The following is a 20062-nucleotide window of genomic DNA, read 5'->3' as shown; positions in this document are numbered from 1 at the left end:
GCCATCCTCGGAGATCACGACCATGCCTCTTCCCCGAAAACAAAAGCCTCGACGAAAGCCCTTCGTCCTCACCGTGGCCCAGGCGGCGACGGTGGCGCTCTTGCCTGGTTGTTTCAGCACCGTCACGCAGAACCCGCCGTACGTCGAGGAGCCCGGTTGTCCGCAAGAGGCGCCCACGACGGGGGAGGCTTGCAGCGACGTGCTCACCTGCAAGTACGAGCTCGATATCGGCTGCGGTCCGCAGCCCGCGACGGCCAACTGTGATGGCACGTCCTGGAGCATCAACACGGACATTTCCTGCAATCCCCCGATACCGGAGCCATGCCCTGCCGAAATGCCGTCGCAGGGCGCGGCTTGCCTGGGCCCGCTCACGTGCAGCTACGAGTTCGATGTCGGCTGCGGTCCGCAGACCGCGACGGCCACGTGCCAGGACGGCTCGTGGAGCATCGACGCGGGGATTTCATGCAATCCCCCGATCCCGACCGACAATCCCGCGGACATGTGCCAGTACATCGCGACCGAGGAGGAGTGCGCCACGGTCGAGACGTGCCGCTGGCTCGTCCCGGGCTGCGGGGACCCTGCCCTCTCGCAGGCAGGATGCTTCGCCGCGCAGGACTGCGTCGGCGTCACGTGTGGGGACGCCAAAACGTGCCAGGAGGCGAGCATCAATCCCTGCCACAACCAGCCTTGCGACGCGTGCAGCATGACCGTCAAGCTCTGCCTGCCGCCGGGCCCCTGAACCTGCCATGCCCTCGCCCTCCCCGAAGCGCGCTCCACGCGCCGCCGCGAGCGAAGCGGTCCGCGCCGAATGGCTGCGCCGCGTGCACGCCGAATACCGCTCCGCCGCGATCACCCAGCACCTGACGCTCTGGCTCATCCAGCTCGGCGTCTCGCCCGACCTCATTCACGACGGTCTGCGTATCGTCAAGGACGAGCTGGCCCACGCGCGCATGAGCCACGCGACGTACCGCGCGGCCGGCGGAAAGGAAATGCCCATTCTCGCCCAGGAGACGCTCGGGCTGCGTCGCAATCCGTCGGAGCCGCTTCACCTCGGCGCGGCGCGCGCGGGGGTCGAGGTGTTTTGCCTGGGCGAAACGGTCGCGGTGCCGCTCTTCAAGGTGTTACGCGAAGGCTGCACGGCCCCGCAGGCCAGGCGCACGCTCGATCGCGTCTTGCGCGACGAGGTTCGGCACCGGGATTTCGGCTGGAGCATGCTCGACCATCTCCTCGAATTGCCGTTCGCCGACGACGTGCGGCGCCTCGTCGAGGCCGAGCTCCCGGCGATGTTCGGGCGCCTTTTGCGGAGCTACGCGCCGGCGTTCGCGAGCGGTAGAGACGCGATCACGGCGGAGGATCGCGCCTGGGGGCTCATGCCTCCGGCTCGGTACGGGCAGATCGTGGAGCGAACGCTAGAGCGCGATTATGCGCCTCGGTTTGCCGCGCGTGGATTCGACGCCGTGCGTGCTTTCGAATCGGCTCGGAATCCCTGAGCGGCGGGTTTCGCGCGGTCGGGGAGCGTCATGGGGGCCATCATAGGCTCATCTGGCGCAGGAGCTTCTCGAGCCCATTTCCTCGGCGAGTGCGAACCACCGAGATCCCAGGGTTGCATCTCCTCGAGCAGGTCGGGCATCGCGACGCGAACTCGCTCGTGATGCAAGTGGGGCGAGAGCGACGTACGAAAACGTTCGATCACGTCAGCCGGATGCATTGGATCGGCCTCGTGGAGCCCTAGACTCCGAAGTGGAGAAGATAGAGTCGACCTTCCCCCGACGCCACCTGTTCGGCGCGCAGGGCGAGGCCGTTCAGACGCGAGCACAACACGTCACGTCCGATATGCAGCCGCTCGTAGTCCCCCGTGCTCGGGTCGGCTCCTACCCATGCATAGCCCCCTGTCAGGTCGAGGTCGCTTGGGCCCAGCGCAAACAGTCTCGCCCACGTGGAGAAGACGGCCGCCGCGACGCGCGCGCCTTCCACATGGATGAGGGTAGGCCCGTACATGCAAAGCCCCATGCATGGCTCGTCGCGCGCAGGGTTGTGGGTCGGGATCCACGCGAGCGTGTCGCCCATGTAGCGAAGGAGGTCGTCATGAAGTTCGATCTCGCCCGGCAGAGTGACAAAGTGGTCGAACTCGGCCGGAGCGAACTCGGAAGCGCGCACGAGGAAGAACGAGTGATTCAACCCTGCCATGGCTTTTACGTTCCGTATCCGGTGATTGGACAGGTTCGACGTAGCCCTCCTCGTCGAGCCCCTTCCCCCGATGTCACATGTTCGGCGTCATCGAGCGAGAGGCTGCGTAAGCCGCTCGCGTCGATGCGGGAAACCTCGACGCAATCGGCAACCTCTGCCCGGGCCGCTTCGTCCGTCGGTCGGGTAAGCACTGGCGCCGCGCTCGGCGAGCACGAGACGTTGACCAAGGCCAAGCAGAGAAACCCCGCTCGTGCATCGCTCTCCCCAACGCGCGCTCGTCGTCATTTCTCGACCACCACGGTGCGGAGCACCGATTTGGCGTGCTGGAGGAACTCCTTGGAATTGACGCCGCTCTGCGCCAGCAAAAACACACACGCCAGGTTCGGCGTCGCCTTGACCAGGGTTGCCCACACTTCGCCCGCGTCCGGATCGAACGTCGTATACAACGCGCCCGGGCTGATCGGGTCGTCGACGAATTCACGCTCCGACTGCACGACCCCTGGCCCACGTTGCTCGACATCGGCTTTGCGGCGAACCTCCAGGATGTCGTCGAGGCCGAGCCGCAGCTCACTTTGCGGCACCTTTACGTGCCACGGCAGGGGCAGCACGGACAATGCCTCGACGCCGTCGTCGGCTTGCGCCGTCCACCAGGTGTTGTCCGCGGGGGGCTCCTCATCCGTGCGCGACCACGCGCCGGGGAGCTGCACGGAGCACCCCATCGCCGACAGGTGCGTCGTGGCTCGCTCCTTGGGCGGATCGATTTGCACCGTCGCAGGAGGCCTCTCGCGAGGAGGCGGCGGCGCGCGGTGGCACGCTCCCGTCGCGACCGCGAGGCCCATGGAACCTGTGGCCATGAGGGCGCGCATCGCTCCTTGTTTCCCCGACGAACGTCTCGCCTGCCTCGAGCCCGGCCCGCGTGTTGTCAGCACGCGGCCATGTTTCGTCGCGGCGGCGTTGCACGTCAAGGTGCTCTCGGGCGACAGGGGCTCACCTGTCCCGACGCACGCGCACGAGGCGAGAGAGGCGCGCGAGCCTTCGCTCAGCCCGTGCCTTCGTCGACGATCGCCTGCGTCGCGGCCTCGAGCCAGCGGCGCGTCGAGGCGAGGCGCGCGTCCGCGAGCGGCTGGAGGGGCAAGAGCTTCCAGCTCGTGAGAAAGCCGGTCCAGAGGATGTTGAGCCGCGCCGCGCGCTCCTCGGCGTTCGGGGGCCCGAGCCACCTCGCCAGCGGCACCATCACCTTCGCCTGGAGAAACTCGATGCTCATCGCGTGCGCCGCGGGATCGGCCGCCGAGAGGATCATCATCACCAGCGGGCCCGATGCGCCCTCGGTGTCGCAGAAGATCGACATCATGTCCGCGCCGAAGCGGCGCCGATCCCCGCGCAGCATCGGCGAGATGTCGATCACCTCCAGCGTCGCTCGGTACAGCCCCTCCTTCGAGCCGAAATAGCGGCCCACGAGCGCGGAGTTCACCCCGGCCAGGTCCGCCACGTCTCGCACGCCGGTGTTGGCGTAGCCACGGGTCGAGAACAGGGTCCGCGCCGCGTCGAGGATCGCGCTGCGCGTGCGGTCCGCATCGCGCTTGCGCGTCGGCTTCTTGGGCTCGGTCGAGCGAGGCATGTACACGACTGTTTACTTACGACGAAGACGGGGGTATGTCCAGAGATGTACACGGCCGTGTACATGAGGACGGCTGTCGAGTCGAAAGGATACGCGCGGATGGATACGACGAACAAGGGTGAGGCCGCTTTTTCCCCGGATGCGTTGAAGGAGAAGTACCGGATCGAGCGCGAAAAGCGGCTGCGCGCCGACGGCGACACCCAGTACATCGAGCTCGACAAGGTGTACGCGGACTTCGACAAGGATCCCTACGTCGAGCCCGGTTTCACCCGTCCGGCCGTGACCGAGACGATCGACGTGCTGATCGTCGGCGGTGGCTTCGGCGGCATGCTGGCGGCGGTGCGGCTGCGCCAGGCGGGGGTGCATTCCTTCCGCGTCGTCGAGAAGGGCGGCGACTTCGGCGGCACCTGGTACTGGAATCGCTATCCGGGCGCCGCCTGCGACGTCGAGTCGTACATCTACATGCCGCTGCTCGAAGAGACCGGCTACATGCCGACGGAGAAGTACGCCAAGGCGACCGAGATCTTCGCCCACTGCCAGCGGATCGGCCGGCACTTCGACCTCTACAAGGCGGCGCTGTTCCAGACCGAGGTCGAGACGATGGACTGGGACGAGGGCGAGAAGCGCTGGACGGTCACGACAAACCGCGGGGACAAACTCGCGGCGCGCTTCGTGATCATCGCCGGTGGCATCCTCCACAAGGCGAAGCTGCCTGGCATTCCGGGGATCGAGACGTTCAAGGGCCACAGCTTCCACACGAGCCGGTGGGACTATGCCTATACCGGCGGCGGCCCGAGCGGCAACATGACGAGGCTCGCCGACAAACGCGTGGGCATCATCGGGACGGGAGCGACCGCGGTCCAGGCGATCCCCCACCTCGGCGCTTCCGCCAAGCAATTGTACGTCTTTCAGCGGACGCCCTCGGGCGTCGGCGTGCGCAACAACCAGCCGACCGACGAGGCCTGGGTGAAGACGCTCGCGCCCGGCTGGCAAAAAGAGCGCATGGTCAATTTCACCGCCATCGTCTCGGGCCGCGCCGAGGGCAAGGACCTCGTGCAGGACGGCTGGACGTACATCTTCGACGATGCCGCGAGCCGAAAGGCCACGACGCCCGCGGAGGCGGCCGAGCAGCGCCAGCTCGACGATTACCGCAAGATGGAGGAGATCCGCGCGCGGGTCGCCGCCATCGTCTCGGATCCGGCGGCGGCCGAGGCGCTCAAGCCCTACTACAACCAGCTCTGCAAGCGGCCCTGCTTCCACGACGAATACCTGCAGACGTTCAACCGCCCGAACGTGCAGCTCGTCGATACCGACGGAAAAGGCGTCGAGCGCATCACGCCCACCGGCGTGGTCGTGAAGGGCAGGGAATACGCGGTCGATTGCTTGATTTACTCCACGGGCTTCGAGATCTCGAGCGAATACACGAGGCGGCTCGGCTTCGACATCCGCGGGCGCGGCGGCAAGTCGCTCCGCGACGCCTGGGCCGACGGCCCGACGACGCTCCACGGCATGCACAGCCGCGGCTATCCGAACCTCCTGATCTTCAGCCCCACCCAGAGCGGCTGGGCGATCAACTTCGTCCACGTCCTCGACGAGCAGGCGAAGCACGCAGCCTACATCATCGAGCGTTGCGTCGCGCGGGGCATCACGACCATCGAGCCGACGGAGCAGGCGCAGCAGCAATGGTGGGAGGTGATCCTCGGCAGCCTCATGAACAGCACCATTCGCTTCGGCGGCCCCGAGTGCACGCCCGGCTATTACAACAACGAGGGCGTCCTCAGCTTCAGCATGGCGCGCTTCGCCGCGTATGCGGGCGGCACGCTCGACTTCTTCGAGATCCTGAACAACTGGCGCAAGGCCGACGATCTGGCAGGGCTGGAAGTGACGCATGGCTGATCGGCAAAGCGTGAGCACCTGAGCCCCCCGGAGGTCCCCCGTGTATCGATTCCCCTACGCATCGCTGATCGCCTGCCTGCTCCTGGGATGTCAGCCCCCGGCCGCGGCTCCCCAGGCCCCGACCGACACCCCGACCGAGGCCCGTCCCCAGGCCTATCGCAAGGAGGTGGTCGTGGCTGGCTCTCCCTTCCAGGGCGTCCATGGGCTGGCCGTCGACGGCCATGGACACCTCCTGGCCAGCAATCTGCTCGGCCAATCGGTCCATTCCGTCGATTTGCAGAGCGGCGCGGTGTCCACGCTGGTGGGGCCTCCCCTCGGCGGCGCGGACGACGTGACCCTGGGGCCCGATGGATCCATTTACTGGACCGGCTATTTCTCGGGCCAGTTGATGCGGCGCACGCCCGACGGCAAGGTGCACGTCCTCGCCGCGAATCTGCCGGGCCTCAACTCGCTGGCCTTCCGCCGCGACGGCAGGCTTTACTTCACCCAGCTCGGCCGGGCCGACGCGCTGTGGGAAATGGATCCGCAAGGAAACAAGCCCCCTCGCCAGGTCCTGCCCAAGCCCGGCTTCCTCAATGGGTTCGAGTTTGGCCCGGACGACCGGCTGTACGGCCCGATCCTGCTCAAGGGGCAGATCGTCCGGCTGAACGTGGACACGGGCGCCATGGAGGTCGTGGCGGACGGCTTCACGATGCCGACCGCCGTCAATTTCGACGCGCGCCGGGAGAATCTCTACGTGGTCGACGTGGCGCGCGGCGAGCTCACCCGCGTCAAGGCCGCCACGGGAGAGAAAAAGCTCGTCGCGCAGCTCCCCACCGGGCTCGATAACCTGGCGGTCGGCCCCGACGACCAGGTGTACGTGTCGAACATGGTGGACAACGACATCCGCGTGGTGAATCCCGCCGATGGCTCCGTCCGGCGCCTCGTCGAATCGCGCTTGACCGTGCCCTCCGGCCTCGCGATCGCGCCGGAGGACGCGGACGAGCGCCTCTATGTGGCGGATGTGTACGCCCTTCGCCGGGTGGGAGGCCGGGATGGAGAGATCACCGAGACGACCCGTGTCCTCTCCACGCGAATGACGTTCCCGATGCACGTGAGCCTGAGCGCGAAGCACGTGGTGCTGAGCAGCGCGTATCTCGGCAGCGTGCAGGTCCTGGATCGGGCCTCCGGGGACATCCTGCGGACGATTCCCAATACGAATGGCGTCCAGGGCGCGATCGAGCTCGCCGACGGCGCGCTGCTCGTCGCGGAGGCCACCACGGGCAAGCTCGTGCGAATCGAGGGTGGCGAGCCCGCGAAGACCACAGTGCTGACCGAAGGCCTCTCGGGGCCCGTGGGGCTCGTGGCCGACACGGAGGCGAAGGAGCCGGGCGTCTACGTCACCGAGGTGCGCGCGGGGCGGGTGACCCGGGTGCGTTTGTCGGATGGAACCCGGAGCACGCTGGCGAGCGACCTTCAGGCGCCCGAGGGCATCGCACGGCACCCCGACGGCGGCTTGATCGTCGCCGAGGTGGGCAAGAAGCAGCTCGTGCGCATCGATCCGGCCACGGGGCGCGTCGCCGTGCTCGCGAGCGACCTGCCCATCGGTCTGCCCGAAAGCGAGGGCCTGCCGCCTGGCTACGTGCCCACGGGGGTCGCCGTGGGCCGCTCGGGCACCATCTACCTGTCGTCGGACGTCGAGAGCGCCCTTTATCGATTCGTTCCATCGCCCTGACAAACCTTTCGAAGGAGTGCACGGCCATGAAGGTCCAGAACAAGGTCGTCGTCGTGACCGGCGGCGGAAATGGCATCGGCAGGGAGCTCTGCCTGGCTCTCCTGTCGAAGGGCGCGCGCGTTGCCGCCGTCGACATCGACGCGTCGGCCCTCGAAGAGACGCTCGCGCTCTCGGGGCGAAACCGAGACCGGCTCGCCACGTTTCTCGTGAACATCACGGATCGGGCCGCGGTGGACGCGCTCCCGGCCCAGATCGTCGCCCGCTTCGGGGCTGTCGACGGCATCATCAACAATGCGGGCGTCATTCAACCCTTCGTCCGGTTGAAGGACCTCGACTATGCGGCAATCGACCGGGTGATGAACGTCAACCTGTTCGGGACGCTCTACATGACCAAGGCGTTCCTGCCGCACCTGCTCGCGCGCCCGGAGGCGCACATCACGAACGTCTCCAGCATGGGTGGGTTCCTTCCCGTTCCAGGACAAACCATTTACGGTGCGGCCAAGGCGGCGGTGAAGCTCATGACGGAGGGCTTGAGCTCGGAGCTCGTGGGGACGAACGTGAAGGTCACGGTCGTCTTCCCGGGAGCGATCGGCACGAACATCGCGGTGAACTCGGGCGTGATGGACAGCCTGCCGAAGGGCGGATCGGGGCCGGTGCCCAAGACGCTCTCGCCTGGCAAGGCCGCGCAGATCATCCTCGAGGGAATCGAGAAGGACGACGCGCGCGTCCTCGTGGGCCCTGACGCGAGGCTCATGGATTTCATCTACAGGCTGCACCCCCAGCGCGCGGCGCGATTCATCTACGACCAGATGAGCGCCTTGCTCCCGAAGTCGTAGCAAAACCAACCCGACCACGCGGTGGTACGCCGCCTGCTTGCCCTCCGTGCCGGGCAAGGGGTGCTTGTTCGAGCGTCCGTCCGGAGCTCTCGGGACGCCGGACGAGCCCATTTGCTCCGAGGTCCGCCGAGGGCCGGGGGTTTTTACGGATGAGCAAAACAGTCTCCAGCGCCTCGTGGAAGAGCAGCGCCGTCCTCATCTTTGCGGGCGCGCGCCGTGCTCGTCTGCGCGGCGAGCGGCCTCTCGCGCGCGAGGCGCACGCGCGAGCCGGAGGGGACCACGCTCGGGGCGCGAGGACGCCGGATGGCAGGGGGGAACCATGAAGCAGCGAAGGAGCGAGGGGGGCTGGCAGGGCTTTGGTTTGGCGGGGCGCACTGCGCTCGGAGGCGCGCTCTGCGCCGCCGTGTTCGGCTGCGGGGAGCAACCGAGCGCGGATGCGGGGTCGATCAGCGAGGCGGAAGGTGCGCTCGGCGCGGCCAATGGAGCGCGTCTCCCCTACCCCCGGACGCCCGTCCTTGCATCGCGCGACCCGCTGGCGCATTCGCTGGGCGCGGCGCTCGCGGACATCAATGGGGATGGGTTTCCGGATCTGGTCGTGGCGAACGGGAACGATCTGGAAAAGCATGCGGTGACCGTCTCCTACAATGATGGACGGGGGCATTTCCCGCTCGATCCGAGCTGGTCTTCGGCGGATCTCGATTACCACACGGGGCTCGCCGTGGGGGACATCGATGCAGACGGGTGGATCGACGTCGTGGCCACCGTCGGTCCCCGGGTCGAGAGCGACGCGGAGGGGAGCGTCAAGGTTTATTTCAACCGCAATGGGACCCTCGAATCCCTGCCGAGTTACCGCCATGGGATGGGGGAGAGCTCCATCTTCGGCTGCGCGCTGGGGGATTACGACGGCGATGGCGACCTGGATCTGGCCATCCCTGTGGCGGTCCATCGCTTCAAGTTCGGCGACGACGGGGAGATGGACAACCCGCCGGGAGACGTTCGCATCTTCGAGAACAAGGCCGGCGTGCTCTCGTCCTCTGAATCGTGGTACTCCAAGGAATCTCTGCACGCCACCGCGGCCAAATTCGCCGACGTCGATCAGGACGGCCTGCTCGACCTCGTCGTGGCGGCGAGGGCCTTGCCCATTTACCGAGGCCGCCTCGACGCGTGTGGAGCCATCCGGTTCCCGGGCCGGGCATGGTGGACAGCGCGCCCGGAGTTCGGCTTCCCGGCCTTCGTCGACGTGGGCAAGGTCGGGGCGTCCACTGCGGTGATCAGCTCGTACAACGATTACATCGACGTGCGCCCCGACTCCCTCGTGGACGCTCTGCCGCCGCGGACGCTCCGCTATGCCCGTCGCGCGTACGCGAATTATCCCATCGAGCCGCCGCCCCCCGGGAGCTGCGCGAGGGGCGTGAGCGGCGCCGCGCCCATCATGGCGTTCTCACCTCGCGCAGGGGAAAACCCCGTCTGGATCTCCGACACCGTCGGCTGGGGCTCGGGGGTGCGGCTGGCCGACGTGAGCGGAGACGGCGTGCTGGATCTGCTCGCGACCCGCTGGGGTCCGTCGTATTATGGCATGGGCGCGCCGCTCGAAATCTATCTGGGCACCCGGCGAGGTTTCGAGACGAGCCCCGCGTGGACATCCGGTACCTGCACCATCGGCGAGACAATCCTGGTCGGCGACCTCGATCGCAGCGACTGGACGGAGACCCGGGAGCTCTTCATGATCCAGCGCTCCCGCGCCGTGGTCACCCTCTCGCGACAGACCACCGAGGCGATCCTGGAGGTCGAGCGCAACGGGCGCGCGCTCGGCTCCCGCGAATGGACGTCCGTGCCCGGCGGCAACTGGATATCGTTCGCGGAGCGTCTCCAGCCGGGGGACGTCGTGCGTGTCCAGTACGCGTATTCGCGTCGGCCCGACATCATCCTCGCGAGCACCTACGCGCCCAATTACGTCTTTTACCGCGACCCGGCCGCGACCGACGTCCAGGCGGAGGAGACGACGAGCGAGCCCGACCTCCTCCGACGCCTGGAGGAGGATCCGGATCTTCGGCGGCGTTTCCTGGAGGATCCGGAGGCCGTCGTGTCTCGCCATGCGCTCTCCAGGGAACCGAGCACCGAGCGTCTTCTCGACAGTGATGAGGAGTGGCTCCGGACATGCTCCGAGGAGCCGCTGAGGCAATACGCGATTCAGCCCGCGCCATGGATCCCGCCCGAGACGCGGACCACGGCGCCGCGAATCGCGGAAGGACGAAGAGGACATGCCGTCACCGTGACGTATTACGGCGCGTTCTTCCCCGAGGAGTTCCACACCTGGGAGCTTCAATCGGGGGACACGAAGATCCCCGGGAGAGCCTCGGCCGTGAAAAACCCCAAGGCGCCGCAATCGAGCGTCGACGTGACGTTTCGCCTCGGCAGGGACATCCCCACGGGGCGGTACAGCGTTCACGTGCTCGATGCCCAGGGAAAAGCTTTCGTGGTGCGGGATATCGCATTCGTCGTGAAGGAGTGAACCCATGATCCTCGCGCTCGAAGACACCCTAAAGCTCGCCGCGTCGCTCTTTCCCCCGGCGCTCGTCCCACCCGACACGCAGCGCGCGCTCGTGCGCCTGGCAGGCGCGCTGCCACCCGTCGCCTCGGGCGGCGCCGTCGAGTGCCGCCTCGGCGACGACCCGCGCGTGGACCTCCTGATGTATCTCCTCGCCAAGGAAGGCGGCCCTCGGGCCATGTTGCGCCGGCCGGCCCGTGAGAATGCTCCAGCGTGGCAAACCGTGCGGAGCTTTTGCGAAGCCTGGAGCTGCGAGGGCTCTCTCCTGCAAACATGGGTGCCAGTGCTCTGGCTCGAATTCGACGTCGAGCGGGAAGACGCCCTGCCAGCGCCCCTGCCCTTTCCCTGTGTCGATCGGCACCTCCTCGACGCATTCCCCCCGGGGCCGCAGGATAGCGCCACGCGGGAGGTCGGCCTGCAGGTGATTCGCAAAGCCGCCGCGCTCCTGCTCGGGCGTCCGCTCTCCGCGGCCGCGGAGCGCGCGATGATCCGCTGCATCGAGTGTTTGCCTCGGGAGGGGCGCGCGCTGCATGTCGCGCCGCTCGCGACGCGTGGGCTCGACGCCGTCCGCGTCGTCTCGACCCTGCCCGTGGACGCATTGCCGGGTTACCTCGACGCAATCGCGTGGCCCGGCGCGAGGCCGCCCCTCGAAGACCTGCTCGCGTCCCTCTTCCCGCGCACGGGCCACGTCTCCTGCCACCTCGACGTGACGGACCACGTCGAGCCCGTCCTCGGCCTGGAAATCTACCACGCGCCCGGGGATCCGCGGTGGGAGCCGGTGCTCGACGAGCTCCGCGCGCGGGGCGCCTGCTCGCCGGAAAAAGCCGAGGCCCTCCTGCGCTGGCCCGCCGAAGCGATCGTCGCGCTGCCGCATCATCGCTGGCCGAGTCGAATCCTGGGCACGGTGGGCATCAAGCTCGTCTTGCGGCCCGACGGGCCGCTCCTCGCCAAGGCTTACCTTGGGTTCACCGAGCGTCTCTGGTATGCCAGCCGAGACCACTTTCCCCATTGATGGGCATCCGAGCCCGAGCGACTGTCCCCCGATTGCCGGGTAACGCACGTTCGCGTCGACGACGACGGCGTCCCCCCGCTCGTCAGGAAACCTCTTCCTTTGTGCACGTAGAGAGTTTAGGATGCGCCCGCACATCCGGGCCGCTTCATGTGGACCCGGGGACGCGGGAGAAGAGAGGATGTCGTTCGTCAAACGCCCGGGAGGGGATCCCACGCAGATGCCCGGTGGCCTGCGCGAGCCGGAGATGCCGATCTTCGAGGAGAAGGCGATCACGTCACGCGTGGCCGAGAAGGCCGTGAGCGCATTCCAGGCGAAGGGCGGCGCGGCGCTCGAGGATCTCGCGAGCCGCGCGGGCGCGGCGGGCCTCGGCGAGGGCGGCGGCGCGCTCGGCGGCACCGATCTCACGTTCGCCTGGGAAGACGCGGCTGGGCCCACGGGGCCGTGGAGCCACCTGCGCGTCGTGTCCGTGCGCGGGACCGAGGCCCTGTCGACCCTCTATCGTTATGAAATCACGGCCTTCGCCCGCGAGCCCGCGCCCGAGCTCGATCCGGACGAGCTCATTCAAGCGCGCGCGACGCTGCGGATCGCCACGACGACGCAGCCGGCATTTCGCGTCGTGCACGGCATCGTCGTCGAGGCCGAGGAGCTCGGGCCCGTGCCGGGGGGCATGCTCTATCGCCTCGTGCTCGCGCCCCCGCTCACGCGCGCGATGCACCGCATGCGTTGTCGCATCTTCCTGGAGAAGACCACGCGGCAAATCATCGACGCGGTCTTGCAGGGTGACCCCGAGCTCTCGCTCTCGGCCGGGGCGAACGCACCGCCCGACGGTGGGGAGGATCTGAGCTTCGCGCCGGCGATGGAGCAGTACACGTGGCGCATTGCGGACGCCTCGCGGATCGACGACGTGGCCACGCGCGGGTATTGCGTCCAGTACAACGAGAGCGATTTCGCCTTCGTGTGTCGGCTCCTGGAGGAGGAGGGCATCTCGTTCCATTACGAGAACGGCGACGGGGTGTGCCTGCTCGTCCTCTCGGACAGCGACGCGGGTCGCACGCGCCTCGACCCATTCGCGCCGCTCGGCCCCGGCCTCGTGGGGCGCGCGGTGCAATCGATGAAGCTCGGGGCGCGCCTCCGCCCGCGCAAGGTCTCGCTCCTCGATTACAACTGGAAACAGCCGACGCTCGACATGGCCGTCGCCGAGCCGGCGCGGCCGGCGAGCGCGGACCTCGTGTACCACGAGTATCCGGGGCGCTACACGGAGACGCCGGCCATGGGCAAGCCGCTCGCGGCGGCCACGCTGGATCGGCTGGAGGTGGAGGCGAGCTACGCGGTCGGCGAGAGCACGTGCCGCACGATCGCGGCGGGGAGCATCTTCGCGCTCGAACACCCGCAATCTCGCTACGAGGGCGAATACCTGGTCACGAAGATCGAGGTCCGCGCCGAGCAGGCGGGCGTCTTGCCGCCGAGCGCGGCGACGGCGATGGCGCTCTCCGGCGTGCCATTTGCCGTGACGTTCGAATGCGCGCGGCGCGGCAAGAATGGCTCCGTGGCGGAGTCGAGGTTCCGCCCGGCGCGCGTGACGCCGAAGCCGCGGATTCAAGGCTCGCAGACGGCGTTCGTCACGGCGGAGCCGAGCACGAAGGGGGCGGAGATCCACGTGGGTGGACCGCCGGGCGCCGAGATCGGCTGCGTCCGCCTCAAGTTTCATTGGGACACGGACACGGCGCGGCACGGAAAGGAGCCGACGTCGTGCTGGGTGCGCGTGAACCAGGTCTTCGCGGGGGTCGGCGAGGGCGCGGTGTTCCATCCGCGCGTCGGGGTGGAGGCGATCGTCGATTTCGAGGAGGGAGATCCAGATCGGCCGATCGTCGTGGGGCGCGTGTACAACGGGAAGAACCGGCCGCCGGGCGGAGCTCCCACGGTGAGCACGCTCAAGACCATGTCGAGCCCGTCCTCGGGGGCCTTCAACGAGCTCACGTTCGACGATACGGCGGGCAATGAGCAGATCAAGATGCACACGCCGTTCAACTGGAATTCGGACGCCGGCAATGATCGGACCGAGAAGGTGGGGAACAACAGCGCGTCGACCGCGGGCGTCGATCGCAACGAGATGACGGGCTCGAACCGGACCACGCTGGCGGGCGGGAACAACGCCGAGGTGGTGGGGGGCAACGAATCGGTCACGGTCGGCGCGAACCAGAACACGAACGTCGGAGCCAATCAATCGGTCCGCGTCGGATCGAACCGAACGGTCGACGTGGGAGCGAACCAGACGGTCACCGTGGCGGCCAACCACACGGAGACGATCACGGGCAACCGCGAGTCGACCATTTCGAGCAACGACAAACTCACGGTGACGGGCGCGCAGGACGTCCACGTGTCGGGCCCCCAGAAGGCGAACTACGGCGCGACGCAGGACATCACGGTCGCCGGGAACCAGAAGGCGCAAATCGGCGGCGAGCAGACGATCGAAGTGGCGGGGCCGCAGGCGCTCAAATCAGGGGCGAGCCAGAAGATCGAGGCGCCGGCGCAGGAGATGAAGGCGGACGGCACGCAAGCGTTGAAATCGACGGTCCTCACGGTGAACGCCGCGGCGATGGCGACGGTCGAGACCACGATGTTGACCCTGAACGGCGCCGCCTTCACGCAGCTCAACACGGCGAGCCTCGTCATCACGGCGGGGACGATCACGATCAACGGCGGCGCGATCACCATCAATGGCGGCGCCGTGACCGTGAAGGGCTCGCCAGTCGACATCGACGGCGGCGGCGCGGTGAACGTGACCGCGGGGCTCATCAAGCTGAACTGAGCGCGCGCATGAAATTCGTCAACGAGACCCCGCTCCCGGCGGCGATGGTTCCGAACGGCGAGGAGGACGATCGGATCACGGCGCTGTTCCTCTGCGCGATCACGTACCGGATCGCGCCGGGCGGGCTCGCGCTCGTCCCCGGGCAACGGCCTCTCGCGCTCGACGCGCGTTCGAAGGTCCCGAACGACGCCATGTTTTCGAAGGAGGTCGCCTCCGTGTGCGCGACGGGCTTCGTGTATCCGCGCCGGGGCGATCGCGCGCGGGAGGCCACGGCGTCGTTGCGTGTTGGTTCGTCGGACCAGCACATTCAGGTGTTCGGGACGCGGGTCTGGCAGCGGGGGGCGCTCGGGGGGCTCACGCCGAGCTCGCCGATCCCGTTCGAGCGAGTGGCCATGAGCTGGGAGAATGCGTACGGCGGCGTTTCGAAGGTGCCCGCGGCGGTGGTGGAGATGGACGGGGAGGAGGCGTTTGTCCCGGAGCACGAGGCGGGATATCCGCTGAACTTCGACGGCAAGGGGTTCTCCACGGACGAGGCGCGCGCCGAGAATCAGCCGCTCCCGCAGCTCGAAGATCCCGCGGCGCTCGTGCGCCTCTGGGACGATCACCCCGAGCCCGTCTGCTTCGCGCCCTATCCGCTCTGGGGCGGCATGCGGGCGAAGCACGTGATGAAGGGGCAAGAGCTCGACATGACGGGCGTTCGCAAGCTCGGCAGCCGCGCGGCGCCGCGAATGACGTTCGACACCATCGGCGCGGGGACCGAGATCGTGCTCGCGGGGATGCGGCCCGGGGGCTCTGTGCTTTCGTTCGTGGTGCCGCGATCGCCGGTCGTGATCGCGATGTCGGTCGGGGGCACGCGCGAGACGATCGTGCCGCGGCTCGACGCCGTCGACATCGACGCCGAGGCGTGTGAAGCGCGATTCGTGTTCCGCGCAAAGGCGACCTATGGCCTCGTGCAATTCGAGGAGCGGCGAGCGGCGCTCTTGCCGAGCGAATTTTTCCCGGAGGCATGAGCGGCCATGGCGAACAACTTCCACACGGACGCGGGATGGCTGCTCGTCGGGATCGATGGGCACAACGGGATCCATTGGCCGTTCGTGCCGATGTGGTTCTTCAAGCTGAACCTCCTGCACCCGCTCTCGATGGGCGACAAGCAGAAGCCGACGGTGATGTTCAACGGCGTGCCGTCGGTGACGCACGGGCACGAGCCCTCGAAATTGTGGCCGCACATCGGCATTTTCCCGAGCCCGCTCGATCTGATGACGCCGCTACACATCCTCTTCGGCTCGCACAAATGCTGGCTGCCGCGGGGCGCCGTCCAGATCTGCGGGGAGCAGGCGACGTGCTGCGTGATCGGCGGGGCGATGTCGCTCAACGCCGATTGCTGGGAGTACGGCAAATGGCCGACGTCCCTCGTGGAGGACCCGGGCACGGTCCAGACGACGCCCACGGTGATGGATTTCCTCATGGGCGCGGTTTCGCTCGCGGTCGACCTCGTGATCGACCTCGCGTTCGAGGTCGTCATGAACCTCGGCGGCGCGGCGCTCAAGAAGCTCGGCGACGATCTCATTGCCCCGTTCTTCAAGAAGGCGGACGAGGCGGTGGAGGGGGCGGCGAAGAACGCGGACGAGGTGCTCGGCGAGGGGCTCGAATCCGCGGCCAAGCAAAGCGACGAGGTGGCCGGGGAAGCTGCGGAGAGCGCGGCGAAAGGTGCGGACGGGCAGGCCTCGGATCTTTGCGACGAAGTGCGGTGCGAGGGCGGGCATCCGGTCGACCTGACGAGCGGGGACGTCGTCGATCGAAAAGTCGATCTGGTCCTGCCCGGGGCCATTCCGTTCGAGTGGAAGAGGCACTACTCGTCGAAACGCGCGCTTGCGCGAACCTCGCTCGGCCGCGGCGGGTGGGCGCACGATTTCGAGCAATGGATCGAGCGTACGGACGACGGGCTGCTCTCGCTGCGCAGCGAGGAGGGCCGCGACGTGTACTTCCGCGCGCTCCGCGTGGGGGAGAGCGCGTTCCACCGGATGGATCGGTTGACCTTGCGGGCGCTCGAAGGCGGGGCGTTCGAGGTGACGAGCCACAAGACGCGGCTCGTGCGGCATTTCGCGCCCGAGGCGCCGGGCGGAAAGGCGCTTCTCCGCTCGATCCGGGACGCGTACGGCAATTCCATCGTGCTCGAATACACGAACGGTCGCCTGCGCCGGGTGATCGATACGGCGGGCCGCGAGGTGCGCCTGAAGACGACGCACGGCGGGCGTATCGCGCGGCTCGAGGTCTGGGTCGGTGATTCCTTCGAGCAGTGGGTCGATTACACCTACGCGAAGATGGGGGAGCTCGAGAGCGTGACGGACGCGCTCGGGCAGACGGAGCGTTACGCGTACGACGAGGATCACCGGATGGTGAAGACCACGCTGAAGAACGGCGTGAATTTTCATTATGCGTACGATCCGGAGACGGGGCGCTGCAAGAAGACGTGGGGGGACGACGGTCTGCACACGCTGGTCCTCACGTACGACCTGGAAAAACGCATCACAAAGGTCGAGGGGAACGAGGAGCCGAGGATCCTTCACTGGAACGAGTCGGGGCTCGTCGTCCGGGAGGAGACGCCGGATGGGATCCTGATCCGGACCTGTGAATACGATGCGGACAATTACCTAATCGGCAAGACGAACGGCGCCAGCGAAGCGACGCGGTACCGGTACGATGCGCGGGGGAACAAGGTCGAGGAGGTCGATCCCGCGGGGAACATGACCCGGTGGGAGTACGACGATGACCTTCCGGTGTTGCGGGTCGGTCCGGACGAGGGGACGACGCGGTTTTCGCGGGACGGGTTCGGCGCGCTGCAGCGGGTCGAGTATCCGACAGGGGTCCGGTATTCGTTCGCGTACGACGGAAAGGGGCGCCTCACCTGCGTGAGCGGGGACGAGGGGATCCTCGTCGAGGTCACGCACGACGCCCAGCACAACGTCGTGGCCGAGGTCGACGCGCGTGGCGCCCGGACGACGTACGAGCACGACGTTCTGGGCCGGCCCGTGCGACGAGCCGACGCCCTCGGGCGCTTCACGGCGGTGGCGTACGATCGCCTGGGGCAACCGCTGTCCGTGCAGAGGCCAGACGGCACGATCACGCAATCGGCGTACGATCCGCTGGGCAATCCGATCCGCGTGGTGGACGCGTCGGGGCAGGTCACGCGGATGGAGTACGGCGGGACGGGCGTGCTCACGAAGCTCGTGCAGCCCGACGGGCGGACCTGGCGGTTCAAGTATTCGGCGCAGGAGAAGCTCCGCTGTATCGAGAATCCGCGGGACGAGAGGTACGAATTCGTTTACGACGCGGCAGGGAGGGTCGTCGAGGAGGCCACGTTCGACGGGCGGGTGCTGAAGTACGCCTTCTCGAAGGCCGGGAGGCTCGACCGGATCGAGTATCCCGATCGAAGCCATCGCGCATTTGAATACGACCGGCTCGGCAACGTGCTGCGCGAAGGCTCGACGGATGGGCCGATCACGTTCGAACGAGATCACCTCGGCCGACTCCTCGGCGCGGTCGTGGAGCAGGACGGAGAGCGGGTCGTCACGGCGTTCGAGCGGGATCGCTTCGGCCGCGTCGTGGCCGAGATCCAGGACGGGAAGCGGATCCGGTACGAGCTCGACGCGCGTGGCCGCAGGACGGCGCGCGTGATGCCGGAGGGCGCGACGACGCGGTATCGATACGATACGTTCGGGGCCCTCGCCGGCGTTTCGCACGACGGTCACGAGCTCACGTTCGATCGCGACATGCTCGGGCGGGAGACGGCGCGACGGGACGGCGCGGGGCGGTATTCGATCCGGAGCGAATACGACTCGATGGATCGGATCATCGAGCAACGCGTCGAGGCACGGCGGCCTGGCGGCGGGGTGCCGCAGGCGGTGGTGCAGCGGCTCTGGCAATACGACGCGCTCGGACGGGCCAAGATCGTCGAGGATGCGCGGTGGGGCGCCACGGCGTACCGATACGATCCGGTCGGGCAGATTCTCTCGGCGCAGCGGGGCGACCATCGTGAGGTGTTCGCGTACGATCCGGCGGGCTCGATCCAGAAGATGCTCGACGGGCTCGACACGGGCGCGGCGCAGGCAGACGAGGGCGAGGCGTGGGAGATTGGCAAGGGAAACTTGCTGCTCCGCGCGGATCGCACGAAATACACGTACGATCGGCGGGGGCGGCGGATCTCGAAGGAGGAGACGGGCCAGCGGACCAGGTACGGCTGGGATGCGCGGGATCGACTGCGCGAGGTCGCTCTGCCGTCGGGCGAGCGCCTGCGCTTCACCTATGACGCGTTCGGCCGGCGGGTACGCAAGGAGCTCCGTGATGAATACGGCGACCTTCGTCATGCCGTCGATTTCGTGTGGGACGGGGACGTCGTCGCGAGCGACGTGGACACGCGGTACGGCCGGCGCTCCTTCGTCCATGCGCCGGGCACGTTCTTGCCGCTGCTCCAGGCGGAGCGGGGCGAGGTGTTCAGTTACGTCGTCGATCAGGTGGGGGTGCCGAAGGAGCTGATCGACCGGGAGGGGCGGGTCGCGTGGTCGGCGACGCATTCGGCGTGGGGGCGCGTCACGGAGACGTACGCGGCGCCGGGGCGGACGGGTCGAGCCGTGGAGTCGCCGTTCCGGCTCCTCGGGCAATACGCGGACGAGGAGACGGGGCTTTGTTGTACGAGGTTCCGGTACTTCGACGCGTCGACAGGCAGGTGGTGCAGCCCGGATCCGTTGGGGCTTCTGGGTGGCTCCGATGTCTTTGCGTTCTGCGGAAATCCGATCGTCGACGTCGACCCGTTCGGTCTGGATTGTCGAAACTCGCCAGGCGTTGCCACGGCAGGAAACAATCATCCGGATGCCAGCAACTGGCTGAGGGGATCGCATGGCAATGCAGGGAGAATCCCCCAATCCGTGGCTGACAAGCTGAACGGCCGCCAATTCAACACCTTCGACGATTTTCGCGAAGCGTTCTGGAAGGAGATGGCGGCCGACCCCCAGGCATCGTCCGTGTTCAACGCCGCGAACCAGACACGCATGACGCAAGGCCTCGCGCCAATCGCACACTCGTCACAGCAATACGGTGGACACATGTCGTACATTCTGCACCACAACACGCCGATACAGCACGGCGGAGCTGTCTACGACATGGCGAACCTCACGGTCGTCACACCACAGTTCCATCAAACGATACTCGATCCGTCGTATCACTTCTGATGAAGCTACGAAGATGCACCGCGGAGCTGCAATGAATCAGGGACCCGACAGGACACGGTTGCTCGAGCTGGTCAACAAGATCCGGTCCGCGCGTGGCACGGAGCAAGAGCTGGACGCCTATATTCGCGAGCTCCAGGCCAAGACAGGGAATCCGGCAGTGACCGATCTCATTTACTGGCATGAGCCGCCATTGACAGACGAGGAAATCGTGGACCAG

At 67.4% G+C, this 20062-nt stretch carries 13 protein-coding genes; 10 read left to right on the top strand and 3 right to left on the bottom strand.

What is annotated here, in order from left to right; translation table 11 throughout:
• Positions 1-22: 22 nt before the first annotated feature.
• Together QHF85_RS18490 and QHF85_RS18485 are read left to right on the top strand one after the other, a co-directional pair.
• A complete protein-coding gene (locus tag QHF85_RS18490) occupies positions 23-739 on the top strand; it encodes a hypothetical protein (RefSeq protein ID WP_281328535.1) in 717 nt (238 codons plus the stop codon).
• 7 nt (positions 740-746) lie between these two features.
• Positions 747-1490 carry a ferritin-like domain-containing protein gene (locus QHF85_RS18485; RefSeq protein ID WP_281328534.1) on the top strand — a complete coding sequence of 248 codons (744 nt, stop codon included), beginning with the start codon at positions 747-749 and terminating at the stop codon, positions 1488-1490.
• A gap of 238 nt (positions 1491-1728) precedes the next feature.
• Here the strand turns inward: QHF85_RS18485 and QHF85_RS18480 are convergent, their stop codons facing one another.
• From QHF85_RS18480 to QHF85_RS18470, 3 genes are all read right to left on the bottom strand, one after another.
• Positions 1729-2187, bottom strand: a complete 459-nt coding sequence (locus tag QHF85_RS18480; protein WP_281328533.1) for a hypothetical protein — start codon at positions 2185-2187, stop codon at positions 1729-1731.
• A 281-nt stretch (positions 2188-2468) separates the two neighbouring features.
• Positions 2469-3041, bottom strand: coding sequence for a hypothetical protein (locus tag QHF85_RS18475; protein WP_281328532.1), 573 nt, complete (start codon positions 3039-3041; stop codon positions 2469-2471).
• Between the two features lie 185 nt (positions 3042-3226).
• Positions 3227-3805, bottom strand: coding sequence for a TetR family transcriptional regulator (locus QHF85_RS18470; RefSeq protein WP_281328531.1), 579 nt, complete (start codon positions 3803-3805; stop codon positions 3227-3229).
• A 99-nt stretch (positions 3806-3904) separates the two neighbouring features.
• Between QHF85_RS18470 and QHF85_RS18465 the strand changes: the two genes are divergently transcribed.
• The 8 genes from QHF85_RS18465 to QHF85_RS18430 all read left to right on the top strand — a co-directional run bounded on the left by QHF85_RS18465 (position 3905) and on the right by QHF85_RS18430 (position 19845).
• A complete protein-coding gene (locus tag QHF85_RS18465; RefSeq protein ID WP_281328530.1) occupies positions 3905-5701 on the top strand; it encodes an NAD(P)/FAD-dependent oxidoreductase in 1797 nt (598 codons plus the stop codon).
• A gap of 172 nt (positions 5702-5873) precedes the next feature.
• Positions 5874-7415 (top strand): SMP-30/gluconolactonase/LRE family protein, encoded by a 1542-nt coding sequence (locus QHF85_RS18460; RefSeq protein ID WP_281328529.1) that lies wholly within the window; start codon positions 5874-5876, stop codon positions 7413-7415.
• Positions 7416-7441: 26 nt separating this feature from the next.
• A complete protein-coding gene (locus tag QHF85_RS18455) occupies positions 7442-8251 on the top strand; it encodes an SDR family oxidoreductase (RefSeq protein ID WP_281328528.1) in 810 nt (269 codons plus the stop codon).
• Positions 8252-8570: 319 nt separating this feature from the next.
• The gene (locus tag QHF85_RS18450) at positions 8571-10763 is read left to right on the top strand and encodes an FG-GAP-like repeat-containing protein (RefSeq protein WP_281328527.1); all 2193 of its coding nucleotides are present in this window, start codon (positions 8571-8573) and stop codon (positions 10761-10763) included.
• Positions 10764-10767: 4 nt separating this feature from the next.
• Positions 10768-11811 carry a hypothetical protein gene (locus QHF85_RS18445; protein WP_281328526.1) on the top strand — a complete coding sequence of 348 codons (1044 nt, stop codon included), beginning with the start codon at positions 10768-10770 and terminating at the stop codon, positions 11809-11811.
• Between the two features lie 178 nt (positions 11812-11989).
• Positions 11990-14620 (top strand): type VI secretion system tip protein TssI/VgrG, encoded by a 2631-nt coding sequence (gene tssI / locus QHF85_RS18440; RefSeq protein WP_281328525.1) that lies wholly within the window; start codon positions 11990-11992, stop codon positions 14618-14620.
• A gap of 8 nt (positions 14621-14628) precedes the next feature.
• Complete coding sequence (locus tag QHF85_RS18435) at positions 14629-15630, top strand: DUF2169 domain-containing protein (protein ID WP_281328524.1); 1002 nt, start codon at positions 14629-14631, stop codon at positions 15628-15630.
• Between the two features lie 6 nt (positions 15631-15636).
• The gene (locus QHF85_RS18430; protein ID WP_281328523.1) at positions 15637-19845 is read left to right on the top strand and encodes a DUF6531 domain-containing protein; all 4209 of its coding nucleotides are present in this window, start codon (positions 15637-15639) and stop codon (positions 19843-19845) included.
• The last annotated feature ends 217 nt before the right edge of the window (positions 19846-20062 follow it).

Origin of the sequence: Polyangium sp. 6x1, assembly GCF_029946515.1 — a bacterium.
Taxonomy (GTDB): Bacteria; Myxococcota_A; Polyangia; order Polyangiales; family Polyangiaceae; genus Polyangium.
Note: the sequence above shows the minus strand (reverse complement) of the source record. Positions and strands in the feature narration are given on the sequence as shown.